This window comes from Pedobacter sp. GQ55 (assembly GCF_059758925.1).
In genome coordinates this window covers 25748-42194 of record NZ_JCAXEI010000010.1, presented here as the reverse complement: position 1 = coordinate 42194, position 16447 = coordinate 25748, and the positions used below count along the sequence as shown (strand labels likewise).

The 16447-nt window shown below is 37.0% G+C and carries 10 protein-coding genes; 1 reads left to right on the top strand and 9 read right to left on the bottom strand.

Annotated elements, in window-relative coordinates; all coding sequences use genetic code 11:
- Positions 1-23: 23 nt before the first annotated feature.
- From AC6CH7_RS21245 to AC6CH7_RS21210, 8 genes are all read right to left on the bottom strand, one after another.
- Positions 24-1433 (bottom strand): MFS transporter, encoded by a 1410-nt coding sequence (locus AC6CH7_RS21245; RefSeq protein ID WP_498264638.1) that lies wholly within the window; start codon positions 1431-1433, stop codon positions 24-26.
- Between the two features lie 47 nt (positions 1434-1480).
- Positions 1481-3799, bottom strand: coding sequence for a glycoside hydrolase family 65 protein (locus AC6CH7_RS21240; protein ID WP_498264637.1), 2319 nt, complete (start codon positions 3797-3799; stop codon positions 1481-1483).
- A 51-nt stretch (positions 3800-3850) separates the two neighbouring features.
- Complete coding sequence (pgmB, locus tag AC6CH7_RS21235) at positions 3851-4516, bottom strand: beta-phosphoglucomutase (protein ID WP_498264636.1); 666 nt, start codon at positions 4514-4516, stop codon at positions 3851-3853.
- Entirely contained in the window at positions 4517-6364 is a 1848-nt protein-coding gene (locus AC6CH7_RS21230; RefSeq protein ID WP_498264635.1) for a glycoside hydrolase family 13 protein, read from the bottom strand.
- 95 nt (positions 6365-6459) lie between these two features.
- Positions 6460-7467, bottom strand: coding sequence for a SusE domain-containing protein (locus AC6CH7_RS21225; RefSeq protein ID WP_498264634.1), 1008 nt, complete (start codon positions 7465-7467; stop codon positions 6460-6462).
- Between the two features lie 28 nt (positions 7468-7495).
- A complete protein-coding gene (locus AC6CH7_RS21220) occupies positions 7496-9085 on the bottom strand; it encodes a RagB/SusD family nutrient uptake outer membrane protein (protein WP_498264633.1) in 1590 nt (529 codons plus the stop codon).
- 13 nt (positions 9086-9098) lie between these two features.
- Positions 9099-12077 (bottom strand): SusC/RagA family TonB-linked outer membrane protein, encoded by a 2979-nt coding sequence (locus AC6CH7_RS21215; protein ID WP_498264632.1) that lies wholly within the window; start codon positions 12075-12077, stop codon positions 9099-9101.
- Positions 12078-12571: 494 nt separating this feature from the next.
- On the bottom strand, positions 12572-13582 hold the full coding sequence (locus AC6CH7_RS21210; RefSeq protein ID WP_498264631.1) for a LacI family DNA-binding transcriptional regulator: 1011 nt from the start codon (positions 13580-13582) through the stop codon (positions 12572-12574).
- Between the two features lie 378 nt (positions 13583-13960).
- On the opposite strand from AC6CH7_RS21210, the gene AC6CH7_RS21205 reads away from it, so the two are divergent.
- Positions 13961-14908, top strand: coding sequence for a fatty acid desaturase family protein (locus AC6CH7_RS21205; protein ID WP_498264630.1), 948 nt, complete (start codon positions 13961-13963; stop codon positions 14906-14908).
- 117 nt (positions 14909-15025) lie between these two features.
- On the opposite strand, the gene AC6CH7_RS21200 is transcribed toward AC6CH7_RS21205, so the two are convergent.
- Positions 15026-16438: a calcineurin-like phosphoesterase C-terminal domain-containing protein gene (locus tag AC6CH7_RS21200; protein ID WP_498264629.1), complete on the bottom strand. Its 1413-nt coding sequence runs from the start codon at positions 16436-16438 to the stop codon at positions 15026-15028.
- Positions 16439-16447: the final 9 nt, after the last annotated feature.

Below are 16447 nucleotides of genomic sequence, written 5' to 3'. Positions count from 1 at the left end.
TTATAATCAGGTCAACCTTTATATTATAAATCTGCACCTACATGTTTAATAACCTTTGGATCAGTAATTAGAAAATTAGCCAGCCCTCCGATGATCAAAGAAGTACCGGCAAGAAGCATCGCATTAATCGCTTCCTTACCAAAAATCAAATGATAAAGAAAATTTAACCCCCCAGTAGCCGCTATAATCTGTGGGATAACAATAAACATATTAAAGATCCCCATATACATACCCATTTTTTTTTCATGTATCGCACTTGAAAGCATCGCATAAGGCATAGAAAGTATACTACCCCACGAAATTCCAATTAATATAAAGGAATAAATCAGGCGCTCTGGATCGCCAATAAAGTACATCGAGATAAACCCAATCCCCCCTGCCAACAAACTAATCATATGGATGTATTTTCTATTGATATCTCGCTTTGCAGCATATAGCGTTAAGATTAGGGCGAAAGCCATTGAAGATAAACCATACATCCCCATATAAGAGCCAACAAGATCAGCCGCATTGTTATATGCCTTACTGGCATCGGTAAACAGTGCTTTTGATGCTGCATCATTCATATTATAGGCTTGTTCCAAAGGCAATGGTGCTTTAAAGACATGATCTGTTAATGCCGGTGTAGCCAAACTCCACATGGCAAAAAAAGCGAACCAGCTAAAGAACTGTATTACCCCAAGAAGTGCCATAGTTCTTGGCATGTTGGATATACTTTGAAAAATCTCCTTAACTCCGTTTAAAAGTCCCTTACTCTCATGGTTTGATTTCTTTAGTTCTTCAAGATCTTCCGGAGGATATTCTGAGGTCGTAAAAATGGTATATAATATAGATAAGAGAAATACGGCGCCGCCTATGGCAAATGCTATTTTAATTGAAAGAGGAACTATGCCAGGATCAGCAATGTTTGATACACCTAATTTATTTACCAACCATGGCAAATTACTGGCTATCCATGTGCCCACACCGATAATTAAAGTTTGCATTACGAACCCGTAAGACCGTTGAGATTCAGGCAACTTATCGGCTACAAGCGCTCTAAAAGGCTCCATACTTATATTTATGGATGCATCCAGGACCCACAAACAGCCTGCAGCAACCCAAAGTACAGGTGAGTGCGGCAAAAAGAATAATGTTAAGGTACTTAAAATGGCTCCTATTAGAAAGAAGGGTTTCCTGCGACCCCAGGTTGGATGCCATGTCCTGTCACTTAAATAACCAATTATTGGCTGGACAAGTAAACCTGTTAGTGGCGCAGCTACCCAAAGCATTGGAATTTCGCCTTCGCTTGCCCCCAGTGTTTGGAAAATTCTCGACATGAACCCACCTTGTAATGCAAATCCAAATTGTATTCCCAAAAATCCAAAGCTCATATTGAAGATATTCCAAAAGGATAATCTTGGTTTAGCTAGTTTAACGCTACTCTTTTCCATATTAAAATTCAATCATTTGTGCAGATGAAGACATGACTTTAACCCTTTCATACCAATGTTCCATTATAAGAAATCACCTTTTCACCTTTGGGAATATTATATGATTCATTGAATATAAGTACTTCAAGGCTTTGTTCTGAATTATTGGTGATGATAACTTGACCTGTAGTTATCTTTATTTTTAATTGTACTCCTCTAAAACCAATAGTAAAGGAAAAAGAGTCCCACAGTTTGGGTAAAAACGGGCTAAACTTTAGCTGATTGTTTCTTACACGCATTCCGGCGAATCCTTCAACAATGCTCATCCATGTACCGGCCATAGAAGTAATATGAAGACCGTCTTCAGTATCATTATTATAATCATCCAGATCCAGGCGCGCAGTGCGCAGGTAAAATTCATAAGCTCGTTGCTCATCGTTAAGTTTTGCAGCTAATATGCTATGCACGCAGGGCGAAAGGGAGCTTTCATGAACGGTTCGGCTTTCATAAAAATCGAAGTTTTTTCTTAAAGTTTCCAATTCATAATCCTCTTCAAAGAAATACATTCCCTGCAGCACATCCGCCTGCTTAATGAAGCCTGATCGCAATATTCTGTCCCAGCTCCATTTTTGATTTAGAGGTCGTTCCTCAGCAGGCAAGTCTTTAACCAGAATCTGTTCCTTATCCATAAAACCATCCTGTTGTAAAAATATTCCTGTATTTTCATCATAAGGATAATACATATTGGCAACTATTTTTGTCCAGTCAGCAAACTCCCGATTCGCATTCAGATTTGTTTTTAATATTACACTCTGGTACTGCTCAGGATATTTTTCCTTCACTATCTCAGCAGCGTCGACAGTATATTTTAGGCACCAAGCTGCTAACGTATTGGTATACCAATTGTTATTAACATTATTCTCGTATTCGTTTGGCCCGGTTACCCCCAGCATTACATACTTATTCTTTTCTGTACTCCAATTAACCCTTTGTTTCCAAAAACGAGCAATGCCAATCAAAACTTCTAATCCATATTCACTTAAGTAACTTTCATCACCGGTATAACGGACATAGTTAAATATGGCAAAAGCTATGGCTCCATTTCTATGAATTTCTTCGAAAGTTATCTCCCATTCATTGTGGCACTCTTCTCCGTTCATAGTTACCATCGGATATAGGGCGGCCCCATCTTTAAAACCAAGCTTTGATGCATTTTCAATTGCCTTTTGAAGATGTTTATAGCGATATACCAATAAGTTTTTAGCTACTTCCTGAGGAGCTGTTGATAAATAGAAAGGAATACAATAGGCTTCAGTATCCCAATAAGTTGAGCCACCATACTTTTCCCCGGTAAACCCTTTAGGTCCGATATTTAACCTTGCATCTTTACCCGTATAAGTTTGATTTAATTGAAATATGTTAAATCTAATTGCTTGCTGTGCAGCAGCATCGCCAGCAATGACAATATCGCTTTCCTGCCATTTAACTGCCCACGCATCTGAATGTTCTTTCAACAACTGTTCAAAACCCTTGGCAGAAGTTTGATCGATTACTTGTTTTGATCTTTCAATTAGCACCTGCTTCTGGTGATTCTCGGAAGTTAGATTGGATACAATTTTATAAACATCAATCACATCACCTTGCTTAACATTTATCTTAACTGTTTGGCCAACGTATTTTTCACTCACAACTGGACTTAAGCTTACACTTTCATTATTTATCAGTATGGTTGATCTTGCACCCGTACAAACATCAAAATCAGTCTTTTTTGTTTTTAGCAATAAATAATCGGTATTCTTATCCTGCTCTTTACTTACCTCATTCCAGAACTTTTCATCATAATTGGAGTCTTCATTCTTTACATCTCCATCAATAAAAGAAGTAACAGATAATACAACGTTTTCAAAGTTTAGTGGCACCAATTGATAATGTAATGCCCCCACTTCATCATCTACAATACTGCAAAATCGTTTGGCAACAACTTTAACAGCCTGCCCATTTTTATTTTCAGCAATAAATGAGCGTGTAAGATACCCCTCCTTCATATTTAATACACGTTTGAAGTCTGTAACCTTACAGTTATTGAGGTCAAGGGTCTCATCCCCAATCCTAATATCAACACCTACCCAGTTTGTGGCATTAAGAACTTTAGCAAAATATTCAGGATAGCCATTTTTCCACCACCCTACACGGGTTTTATCTGGATAATAGATTCCAGCTACATAATTTCCCTGAAGGCTTTCTCCTGAATAAGCTTCCTCAAAATTAGCACGCTGTCCCATCCGACCATTGCCGATGCTAAAAATGCTTTCTGATATTTTATTTAAATGTGGATCAAAGCCCTCCTCTATAATGTTCCATTCATCTGGTTTTATATAATTCTTCATCGTCTATTCTTCTCTGGTAGTTAATGTTAATTGGCCTTATGCATTTTCAAATTAATTATTCCTTAAGGCAAGGATTTTTCCGAGTGTAATCTCTGACAAGTCTTTTGCTATTAAATGCGTTTCTTTTAGATGTTCTTCATCACCTATTCCAATAACTTTCATATTTGCAGCAAGTGCAGCCATTACTCCGGCCTGCGCATCTTCAAACACAACACAGTTTTCAGGTTCCGTATTTAACATTTCTGCCGCTTTCAAAAAAACTTCTGGATCCGGTTTGGAGCTTGTTACTGAATTACCATCTACAATTGCATCAAAGAAATGTGCGAGATTGGTGCGCTGCAAAATAATAGAAGAGTTTTTGCTTGCCGATCCTAAAGCGATTTTTATACCAGATGATTTTAATTCGGTCAATAATGCTAAAGAACCAGGCAGCACCTCATCTGTTGTCATTTTATTGATCATAGCTACATACCACGAATTTTTGAGACTTGCTAATTTTTCTTTTTCTTCAGCAGATTTCTGCATACCACCCCAATTCAAAATCATTTCTAATGAACGCATTCTGTTTACTCCTTTTAATTGCTCATTTTGCAATTGAGTAAAATCAAAGTCCAATGAATTGGCCAGCTGTTTCCACGCTTTATAATGATAAACTGCTGTATCTACCAATACTCCATCAAGATCAAATATGCAGGCTATTTGTTGTGTATTTTGCATCTAATTTAATTCTAAAACAAGGGTTGTTTTTGCAGGTACTGAAATGGTTTTAATACTATTTAGTTTTTCTTTTGTAAGGATGTTAGTGGCAGAAGTTACTTTTGAAAGGCGCTGCACAAAACGAGAGGTGTTTAACTCTTTTACTTTATCTTCTGTGTTAACTACAATCATTACATCCTTTTTGCCGTCTACAGTATATCTGAAATAAGTATATAATCCATCTTCAGGTACAAATTGCATTAACTTTCCTGTTTGCAATGCCATACTCTCCTTTCTATAGTTGGCAAGAATACTGATATGATTCCATGCTTCATTTTCCCGAACCGTACGACCATTCTTTGTAAATTTATCAGTTTTGTCTCCCTCCCATCCACCTGGAAAATCAGAGCGCACCAATCCATCAGGGTTAGAAAAGTTTTTCATTAGGATTTCTGTGCCATAATAGATTTGAGGTATTCCGCGCATGGTTAATAAAATGGACATGCCTGTTTTGAATTTGTTTAGGTCTTCTCCAACCATAGAATAAAACCTGCTCATATCATGATTGTCAAGGAAGACTACATTCTGGTCTGCATCCTTATAAAGGAAGTCTTGAGCAATGGTGGTGTAAAGCCTAAAGATCCCATCAGTCCATCCCGACTTTCCATTCAAGGCTTCATAAATTGCATTTTTGATAACAGCGTCGGTTATTCCCGGCAGTTCGGTATCAAAACCTGGCCTCACGGTGCTTCCACCAGTAAAAAAAGCTTGAGATGCAACAGAATTCACAAGCGTTTCACCAAAAATAGATAAGGTCGGGAATTCGGCCTTTAGTTTTATAGCCCAATCTCTCATATATTCAGGTTCATTATACGGATAAGTATCTAATCTTAGTCCATCAATACCTGCATATTCAATCCACCAGATGTGATTTTGAGTAATGTAATTTTGAACATATGGGTTTTTCTGATTGAAATCTGGCATTGAAGGCACGAACCACCCGTCCAGCATTTTTTTCTTATCTGTTTCTGAAGCATGCGGATCCATTACAGGCTCATCACGATAGCTGGTTTGTGTATAAGCCGGCCATTGATTAACCCAATCTTTCATTGGCATATCATTATAGAACCAATGACCGGTTCCCATATGGTTATGAACAACATCCTTAATTACCTTTAGTCCTTTTTCATGCGCTTTATTAACATATGTTTTGTAAAGTTCTAAGGTGCCATAGCGTGGATCAATTTTGTAATGATCTGTAGCAGCATAGCCATGGTACGAAGCCAGTGGCATATCATTTTCGATTTCCGGTGTCATCCAGATGGTGGTAATACCGAGGTCTTTTAAATAATCGAATTTACCAATTAATCCTTGCAGGTCACCACCATGACGGTAATACATCGAATCGCGATTCAACTTAGTTTCGCGCATGCCCTTTATTACATCATTAGATTTATCACCATTTGCAAAACGGTCCGGCATTAACAGATAAATAAGATCTTTACTTGTTACTCCCTGAATTCGGGACGAAGATTGTTCTTTGTTTTTAAGTTCGTAAACATATTGCAGCTTCTTTTTGCCATTTTTATTAAATACAATCGGGAATTTACCTGCCTTAGCTTCCGCAGATATTTCAAGATCAAGGAAAAGATAATTTGGGTTTTCAACTTTATGAATTTCTGCAAGTTTCACTCCCGGATAGTTTATCTCTGCCTCTAAAGCAGCTATCTCATTGCCATGTATAAGAAGCTGCAATTTAGGATTGTGCATTCCAACCCACCAAAACATAGGTTCAACACGTTCTAGCTTTTGTGCATTAACTCTTGTTGCCAATAGAGCAAGAAACAATAGAATAAATGATTTTCTCATTTTTTAAGATTAATCGGTTATAAACAAATACGAGATTAGGTAATATATACCCCGCAAAAGATTGAGCAATGCGGGGTAATATTTATATATGAAAGTTAGTTTTTAACCAGAGTATACTTCAAATTGCTCACATCGAATGTGACGGTATAACTACCTGCTGAAGTAACTTTAATATTGCCACCATTAAAAATTGCAGTTCCACCACTACCGCCATAGTTCACATCCCATTTATGATCCTGTCTGAATTTCATTTCTCCGATTTTTAAATCAGCGGTAACTGTCCATACGCCATGGGCATAGGCCATATCTGTATCTCCATCCCATCCTTTTGGTGTGGCATCTCCAATAAGTGCAAACACTATTGGAGTAATTTCTATTTGATTTTTGTTTAAATCAACAAAAAGCTGAAATGCACCTGCACCAGGAGCTTTAAAATTATCACCTGCAGTCGGACTTATTTTACCCCCACCCGCATCTCCATAAGCAATATCCCATTTTTTAGCTGGCGTAATTTTAAATTCAAGATTACCCGGAGTAAATCCAATTACTCCTTTAAATTCACCATTTCCGGTAGGCGAAATTAGGCTGTCTGCTGTTTGTGGATTCCAACCCTGATATGCTCCTGGAACATAAATCCATGTAGTTAATGGGAACGGTCTGGCACTAAGTGTTAATGCATTACTGTAAACCGGCGCTACAGCACTGGAAATTGACGACTTAATCCTCATTTCTAGCTCTGAATTTTCAGTAAATGGTAAGTTCAGTGCCAGTAACAAATTATTAAAATCCACACCCTTAAATACTTTAGAGAGTGCATTTGCTTCTAATGCAATTTCTTTAGGCGTTTTAAAGTCTGTTCCTTTAACTGCCATTTGAAGTACATTTGTAATGCCCGCCTGATATCCGAACGAAGCATTAGTTAAGTCAAGTGTAATTACATCTGTATTTAGCATAGCCTTATCCAGTACTAATGTAGATACAGATGACTTTAAAGTTCCAGGGGTACCCGAGGATGCAACTATCTTCGTTTCCTCTTTTTTACAAGACCAAAGCCCTATGGTGATTAAACCTAAAGCAATGGATTTTATGATTAATGATTTCATATCAATAATTTCTTCTTTATGTGTTAAATTAATAACCTGCGTTTTGGACTAAATTTGTATTAGCAATAAGATCTGCAGATGGTATCGGAAACAAATTCCTTGTATCAGATACCCCAGTACCAGCTTTAGCACCGCCTTTAAATGGCCATACATACGAGCCATTTGTATATTTACCATAACGGATTAGATCTGTTCGACGAAATCCTTCCCAATACAACTCTCTGGCTCTTTCATCCAGGAAAAAAGGAATTGATAAAGAGGCCACATTTCCGGAAGTGTTGCCATAAGCACGTTCACGTAAGTTATTCACATAAGTAAGTGCCTGAGCTGCATTACCGCCAGAGCCTCCTCTGGTAACAGCTTCGCTATAAATTAAGTATTGTTCAGCCAGGCGGAATAATGGAAAATCAAGAGAAGAAAATTTGCCTTCAATAGAAGGAGCGGGAACCCCTGCTGAGTTTACATTTCTAAATTTGGTAACTCTTAAACCATCAGAGAAAACACCCATTTCATCGTTAGCAAGCTTTGTTCCAAAGAACATCGCTCTTTTATCGGTGTTACCGCTGTAATCTCCAAAAATCAGAGGAAGGGGATTCTTAGTACGATTGCCTGCCCACCCACCGGTCGGCACACCAAAATCGGCTGGTTTCATATCTCCATTGATAGCTGCGTTGATAAGATATGTTGTACCTCCATCATTCTGAGTATGAATGCCATCATAGTTAATGGTTAGAATTAATTCATTTTTACTTGTAATGTTATTATCTGTTAGAAATAGGTTTTTATAAGTACTGGCAAGAGAATAACCACCATTAATGACTTTACTCGAATAGGTAATAGCTTCTGTGTATTTTGCCGTGCTTGTGTATACTTCTGCATTTAGATATAGCCTTGCCAATAGAGCCCAATCAGCACCTTTATCAGCTCTGCCGTATTCATTCGTCTGGGCATCAGCAAGATCGGATTCAATTGCTTTTAGTTCTGATTCAACATAATTAAACAAGTCTGTACGCTTGATTTGTTTAGGTGGAACTTTACCAATAACATCGTTTTCAGTTATAAACGGAGGATTCCCAAAACCATCTAATAATACCCAATACTGAAATGCTCTTAAGAATCGGGCTTCGGCGCGGTATCTCTGAATAGCCGTAGCATCAGCCCCTGAAATACCTCTTGATGAAAGTTTCTCTGGTGTACTTTCACGAAGGAATTCATTACAAACAGTAATCTGATAAATACTGCGTGAATATAACCCTCTTAAAAATGTAGTTTCTGAAGTCCAGGTCATCTGATTCAAATCAGGTATTCCAGTATCATTCCAAGAACAAATTGCCTCATCTGAAGTTAGCTCCTGCGACATCCAGAACAGTCTTAAGAAATCGGTAAAACCAGGATTTAGTCCACCTATATCACTTTCGGCAGTCGCACCACTTGAATGGGTTAAGGCATAACTTGCATACAATTTCACCAATTCTTGCTTATAACCTGCCGGCGTTGAATAAACGCTGGACGCTATTTGATCATTGGTAGGTGTTAAGTTCAAATCACTCTTCTTACATGAAGAAACAGACAGCCATAAAATGCTGGAAACTGTTAATACTTTATATAAATTTTTCATTCTATTTCTTTAATTAAAAACCAACATTAAAACCTAAAGTATATGTTCTTGGTCGTGGATACAGGTTATAATCAATCCCTAAAATTGATTCCGGATCTAAACCTTTATACTTTGTAACTACGAATACGTTCTGACAATTTGCTGATATACGTAAAGTGATGTTATTACTTTTAGATATTCTTCCTGCATCAAAAGCAATCCCGGCATTATCCATCTTTAAAAAGGATGCGTTTTTTATATAATAATCACTTAGATACTGGTTATTAGTAAAATTTGTATTATAGATATCCGAAGTGGCATTGTTTATTAAACCTGTAGGGCTTAGGATATTTCTTTTAACACCGAAGTTTGAAGAAACATTATCATAAATGTAATTGCCCAGATTAGCTCTTAAAACTGTGCTCAAAGTCCATTTTTTGTAATTGAAAGAAGTATTAAAACCAAATGTAAATTTAGGATCAGGTGCTTTGTAGAAATACTGGTCACCTGTATTAATAATTCCATCTCCATTTAAATCTGCATAAACACCTTCAAGTGGTTTATCATTTGAATCATAAACTTGCTTATACACATAAAAGGAACCCGGGATCTGGTTGATCGCATTATATTTTAGGTTTATTCCTGTACCACCAGTGATACCTCCCGCATCAATTATAAACTTAGGATCGGGGTTTAGGGAAAGATTGGTTACCTTTCTTTTATTGTAGGCAGCATTTACTCCAAAATCCCAGTTGGTATTTTCACCCTTGATTACCGAAAAGTTCAAATTAACCTCTGCTCCTCTTACATCCATATTACCAACATTGGTTAACAACCTGTTGTTAAAATTGGTTCCAGAAGGAATATCAACAGTCGATAATAGATCTTTTGTTTTTTTATAATAAACATCAATCCCACCATAAATGCGGCCATCAAAGAAACCGTAATCTAAACCAGCGTTATAGGTTGTAGTGGTTTCCCATCTTAAATCAGGATCGTAAGCTGCTGGTGTATAATAGTCGTAAAGCGTATCTCCAATCTGGTATTGCCCTTGCCCGGTATTTGAATAGTACTTTGACAAATAATTGTAGTTACCAATTCCATCCTTATTTCCAGTTTCACCATAACTTAATCTCAATTTCAAGTCAGACAAGACTTTACTGTCTTTAAGAAAATCCTCGCCAATTATTCTCCAGGTAAAACCTACTGAAGGAAAATAACCCCAGCGATTTTCCTCTGCAAACCTAGAGGAACCATCTGCACGCATAGTTGCTGATAGAATATATTTATCTGCAAGGGTATATACAAACCTGCCGTAGTATGAAAGTAATTTTTCACGCTCTATTGCAAACGGGAAAGTTGGGGTTGATATAACTTCTCCGGTTCCTTTGTAGCTGGCAAAGTTATAAGTAGTAGAAGAGTTGTCATAGTATCCATAACCTGCAGTTACATCGAATTTGCTTTTAATACTTTCAACGTATTTGGCATAATTTAAATAGAACTCAGAAACTTTATTTCTTTGGGTACCTACTGATCGGGTAAATGAGCCTTGTGTGGCTGCACTTTGAGCTGCATATATTGGCACACGAACGGTTCCATAACCTTTTGAAACATCATAACCTAAATTAAGATTAGCATGTAGCGCAGGTAAAAAATGAAAAGAGTAATCGAATTGCGCGTTACCAAAGCTTCTCTCAGTTTTTCCATTATTATCTCTTAATCTGATCAGTCCAACTGGATTTCTTGGCGCATTAGGATTAGGAACATCACCCTGAATCCATTCAAAATAGTTACCGTATTTGTTCTCTGCATAAACTGATTGGGTAGGATCAAATTGGATAGCATTTTGTATCGCATCCTGATTTGCAAAATGAGCTTCTGTTAATGATCCCTTTAAATTCAGATCAATTTTCAAGTGGTCGCCAAATAGTTTTGGTGAAATTCCGAACCCACCGGTAGCGCGTTTTAATCTGTCAGTGATTAACAATCCTTTTTGATCTAAATAACCTCCAGAAACCCTATATGGCACTCCATGGAAAGCTCCCGAAAGACTTAAATTATTATCTGTTGTGAATGAATTATTATAGATTTCATCTTGCCAATCTGTATTGGAATTACCTAGTAAAGCTTTGAATGTATGATCAGGATTGTCATCATATTTAACATCTGGATTATCATTAACAACGGTCCTTATCTGGTCAGCAGAGAGTACGCCCACTTTTTTGGCAATAGTTGCATACGAATTATTTGTGCTGAAATTAATTACCGGCGTACCAGCAGAACCCTTTTTAGTAGTGATCAAAACTACGCCATTAGATGCCCTTGATCCATAAATTGCGGTTGCATTGGCATCTTTCAATACAGTAAAGCTTTCAATCTCATTTGGATTTATTAACGCGAGTGGACTTGGAGCATTGCCAATGGTATTGCCACTTAATGGCACCCCATCAATTACAATAAGAGGATCGTTGCTTGCATTAAGAGATGCTCCCCCTCTAATCCTGATAACACTTCCAGCACCGGGTGCTCCACCATTTGAGGTAATGTTTACACCCGAAACCTTGCCTTGAATTAATTGCTCGGGGGTAGTAATTGCTCCTTTCTGGAAATCTTTGGCACTAACAGTGCTAATTGATCCTGTTAAATTTTTCTTCTCCGAAGTACCATAACCAATTACAACCACCTCACTAAGATTCTGTGCGTCTGGTTTTAAATTAAAATCTACGCTGGTGTTTCCGCTGATGGTAACCTGTTGGTTAAGGGTCTCGTATCCTATATAGGTAACCGTAACAGTTACAACACCATTTTTTAATCCACCTAATTGAAAAATTCCGGTTGCCGGAGTGGTAGTACTTTTATTTAAACTTTTGATTTGTATTGATGCTCCTGGCAAAGGTAATCCAGTCTCATCGAGTACTTTTCCAGTTAGTGAACTGGTTTGTGCATTTGCTGTAAAAACAGCAAGCGTTAAAAGCACCAGAAGACAGTGCTTCGTAAGGTAAAATACTTTCATATTTGGGCTCGTTTTTTAGTGTAATATTTGGTTAATGTTAACAGTATGTAACAGTTATGGTAAATTTACAAGCGGACTTGATAAATCAAAATTTTATATCATATTTTTTTTTAACACAATATTTTATACTTCAAAACAAGAAAAATAGCTTTATAAATTTGTAAGTCAATTTTACATAAATCAACCTAAATAAACAATAACAGTTTGATTATAAATATCTTATAAAGTTAAATAAAGCTATTTAGTGTACATTTTACACTTATGTATTTTTGATCATTTATTCGGGAACGTTACCGGGAACGTTCCCGAAGTTTTCAACATATTTTATGTCGGCTCCTTAAGATTTGGATTGAAATTCTGCGTGAAATCGGAAAATCGCCAGTTTTTTTTGAAAAAAAACAGCAAAATAGACCCTAAAAAACGGCCCAGTTTTTTCATTAAAAAATATTGCTTTTTGTAAGTGGGATCTCCCCTCTTTTGATTCAGGTTCGGCCTCAGATTTCGGTCGATCTTCTCTTGATTAGTTTTGAATTAAGGACGATCTTCTCGTTTGGATTTACCGACGATGGATCTTCGAGCATTTTAAATAGAAGCAAAGCCGCCTCAATACCAATTTTTGTGGCCGGCTGTGTAACTGTTGTTAATGAAGGATTCAATAAAGGTGCAATCTCCAAACTGGAAAAGCCTATTACTTTAAGCTGCTCAGGGACAGAAATTTTTAAATCATAACAAGCATAATAGGTTGCAAACGCAAGGCGCTCAACGGAAGTAAAAATGCCATCGGGTTTTAACTCAGTAAGTACCTTCTTCAAAATCACATTATTTTTTGGGTAGCTATTTGTACAATCGATTACAAGGCTTTCATCGTAAGGTATCTTATATTTTACTAATGCATCTATATATCCCTGCATCCGAAATTTACCGATAGAAAGGTTCTTATTAATAACCAGATAAGCTATACGGGTACATCCTTGCTTAATCAAATGCTGGGTAGCAGAAAAACTGCTGTCATAGTCATTAGTGATTACTCTGGGCGTAATAATATCTTCGTAAACACGGTCAAAGAAAACAAGAGGTAAACGTTTTTGCGTAAGTTCATTCAAATAATTATGGTCATTGGCCTCACCCGACACAGACATTATAATTCCGTCTGCTCTCCCGTTATGTAAATGCCTGATAAAAGATACTTCTTTTTGATAATCATCATCTGTAGCATAGATCAGAATGTGGTAACCTTTTTCCCGTGCTATGCGTTCTATTCCATGTATAGCTTGAGAGAAAAAATTATTTGCCATCTCGGGAACAATTACTGCAATGGTTCTGCTTCGCTGCTCTCTTAGATTGCTGGCATGATGATTAGGCTGATAATTCAGCTCTTTTGCCATTGTTAATATACGCTCTTTAGTCTCTTTACTAATATCGCTATTATCTCTAAAAGCTCTTGAAACTGTTGAAGTTGATAAATTTAGTGCCTTAGCTAATTGCTTTATATTAACGTTATCCATCCAATTTTAATGATTTATATAGAATCACTAATTCACAGTAAATATAGATGAAAATCTAAACTCATAGTACTAACGTAATTAAATAATATAACGTTTATACCATGTCTATATATTTATGGTACATTAGCTGAATATCATAGGGGTATAGAGAATACTTAAGAAGAGGGAGAACAATTCATGACGAAAAAGGTCAAGTTTACCAATGCCAATAGATCTGCATTTTATGCTACTGTACGTTCAAGAGTTGATGCTTATTTTAACGAAAACAATGTTTCTACCTATGCAAATGGACAAATGTGGTTTAAGGCGTGTTTTTTTCTTACAGGTCTTGTAGCCAGTTATTTATTAATCCTTACCGCAAGTTTAAGCCTCCCTATTATGCTTTTGCTAGCAATTATACTCGGTATGTTTGGTGCATTTGTAGGATTTAATGTTTGTCATGATGCTATTCACAAAGCACTTTCACCTCATTTGGCAGTTAATAAAATTTTCAGTTTCGTATTTAATCTTATTGGTGCAAGCCCATATGTCTGGAATATTTGCCACAATATTGTACATCATACCTACACCAATATTGCAGGACATGATGAAGACATCGATGTGGCGCCTGGCTTAATTCGTTTTTCGGATGGTGAAACGGTTAATAGAGTTCAGCGCTATCAACATTTTTATGCCTTTGTACTCTACAGCTTTGCTATGCTGTCTTGGGTATTTAGAAAGGACTATAAAAAATTCTTTCAAAAAAAGATCGGTGAGCACGTTTTAACGCACCCAAAAATTGAATATTTTAAACTCTTTTTTTATAAAGGAATCTATTATTTCCTATTTATAGGCTTACCTTTAATAATACTTGACATCACTTGGTGGCAATTTCTTATTGGATTTTTAGCAATGCAATTTTCACAGGGACTTGTATTAGGCCTTGTTTTTCAATTAGCGCATGTGGTTGAAGGCACAAGCTTTCCAAATCCCGATACCCATGGCAATATAGAAGAAGCCTGGGCTGAACATCAAATGAGAACAACAGCTAATTTTGCCATCGACAGTAAGTTGACTGGATTTTTATGCGGAGGATTAAACAGACAAATAGAACATCATCTTTTTCCTAAAATATGTCACATACATTATCCAGCCATTGGTGGGATTGTTAAGGAAACTGCAGCAGAATTCGGGCTACCATATATTGAAAGCTCCACCTTTACCGCAGCATTGGTATCCCATTATAAAACCCTACGCAAGCTGGGAAAAGAAACTTATGCAGAAAATAAGTACATTAATAAATCTTCCTGTTTATTTACCAGAAAAGTATCTGCAGCATACTTATAGTATCTATTCTTATTTTAGTTTGAGGTGGAAAAAATCGTCATTCTGAGCTCTTAAAAAGCTGCGAAACAAAATAAGTTCAAAATGACGATGAGTGTGTACTAAAATAGTAACTACACCTTATATAGTTATTTCTTTATTATACTCTGTTCCAAAGCGATCTTTAACTACTACTTTGACTCTTTTTACCGAAGGTTTAAAATGAGCGATAAATAAGTGACCTGTTTGGTTTGGCTCAACAAATTTTCTCGGATTAGGCAATTCAGGACCTTTGTAAAGTTGGATAGCCATTGGATCAAGTCCCAATTGCTGTTCCATTATGCCCACAGGTTCATCATCAAGAAAATAATTTACGGTCCATTGAGAATCCCAGTTCCAAACATTCGCAATCAATCGCACCTGATCTGTAAGTTTGTCTACATACAGTCGCATTTGCTCACTTCTATCTTGTCCTGTGGATTTATAATACCATTTTAACTGATTACCATCAACATTGTATACACCATATCCCCGGGGTGTTCCATCCCCACAAATTGGACCAGTCCACCATGCTCCGCACACCGCCCCATGATTATGTTCAAAAATTCCATCGGAAATGTTATTAGCATTGACATGGGTGTGGCCAGACATAATGTGTACATTATTATATCCTTTCAGGAGCGCATAAAAATCAGCATTGTTTTTTACCTGATTATAAACCGGTATGTGAAGATTGATAATTAACAAACTGTCTTTAGACACTAGTTTAAGATCCTTTTCTAACCAGGCCAGCTGATCCTCTGTAATGAAGCCATCATATTGTCTCTCAATACCCAAATACCGCACATCGTCCAACACAACGTAATGTGCCCTTCCCCGGTTGAATGAGTAATATGTTGGACCATACATTTCTTTGAAGGTCTTATCTGAAGTTTCATCTCCTCCCATACGGTAATCCATATCATGATTTCCTAAGGCCTGAAAAAAGGGGATGTTCATCTGGTTCACCGCTTCATTGTAATCTTTGAACAGTGTAAGGTCATCCCATACCAGGTCGCCCACACCTATACCATGAACTAAGGTATCCTTTGGAAGTGATGCAATCAGCTGCTGAACATCAGGCACAGTAGTATTCATCATCTGCGCCACATCCTTCTTATTCTTAACCTGTGGATCTGCCCAAATGATAAAAGTATGTTTATCATCTTTTACCTTTAGCGGTTGCAACACAAAATCATATTCATTTTTGCTGCCCAACTGCTCATATTGTCTGGCAACATTATAATCAGTTTTAAATTCATATCCTGAAGGGGTACTCATAAAGATACTGCCAGCTCTTTCATGAGGTGTAATTAAATAATTTCCACTTGAATCTGTAAGCACCACCGAAAATCCATCGGAGACAGCAACATTAGCAATTCCCTTCTTTCCCGAGGTCACTTTACCACTTATAGTTTTGTTCCGCTTTAAATTATCAAAAGCGCTTGATTTTAGTGTAATAAAGGCACAGCCTGTAATTAAGCCAAAGCTTTGTATAAAGGATCTTCTATTCATCTTCTATTT

Coding starts and splice junctions, on each gene's coding strand:
- AC6CH7_RS21245 (WP_498264638.1), bottom strand. CDS start 1,433: ATGGAAAAGAGTAGCGTTAAACTAGCTAAACCAAGATTATCCTTTTGG.
- pgmB (WP_498264636.1), bottom strand. CDS start 4,516: ATGCAAAATACACAACAAATAGCCTGCATATTTGATCTTGATGGAGTA.
- AC6CH7_RS21205 (WP_498264630.1), top strand. CDS start 13,961: ATGCTTTTGCTAGCAATTATACTCGGTATGTTTGGTGCATTTGTAGGA.
- AC6CH7_RS21225 (WP_498264634.1), bottom strand. CDS start 7,467: ATGAAATCATTAATCATAAAATCCATTGCTTTAGGTTTAATCACCATA.
- AC6CH7_RS21220 (WP_498264633.1), bottom strand. CDS start 9,085: ATGAAAAATTTATATAAAGTATTAACAGTTTCCAGCATTTTATGGCTG.
- AC6CH7_RS21240 (WP_498264637.1), bottom strand. CDS start 3,799: ATGAAGAATTATATAAAACCAGATGAATGGAACATTATAGAGGAGGGC.
- AC6CH7_RS21210 (WP_498264631.1), bottom strand. CDS start 13,582: ATGGATAACGTTAATATAAAGCAATTAGCTAAGGCACTAAATTTATCA.
- AC6CH7_RS21230 (WP_498264635.1), bottom strand. CDS start 6,364: ATGAGAAAATCATTTATTCTATTGTTTCTTGCTCTATTGGCAACAAGA.
- AC6CH7_RS21200 (WP_498264629.1), bottom strand. CDS start 16,438: ATGAATAGAAGATCCTTTATACAAAGCTTTGGCTTAATTACAGGCTGT.
- AC6CH7_RS21215 (WP_498264632.1), bottom strand. CDS start 12,077: ATGAAAGTATTTTACCTTACGAAGCACTGTCTTCTGGTGCTTTTAACG.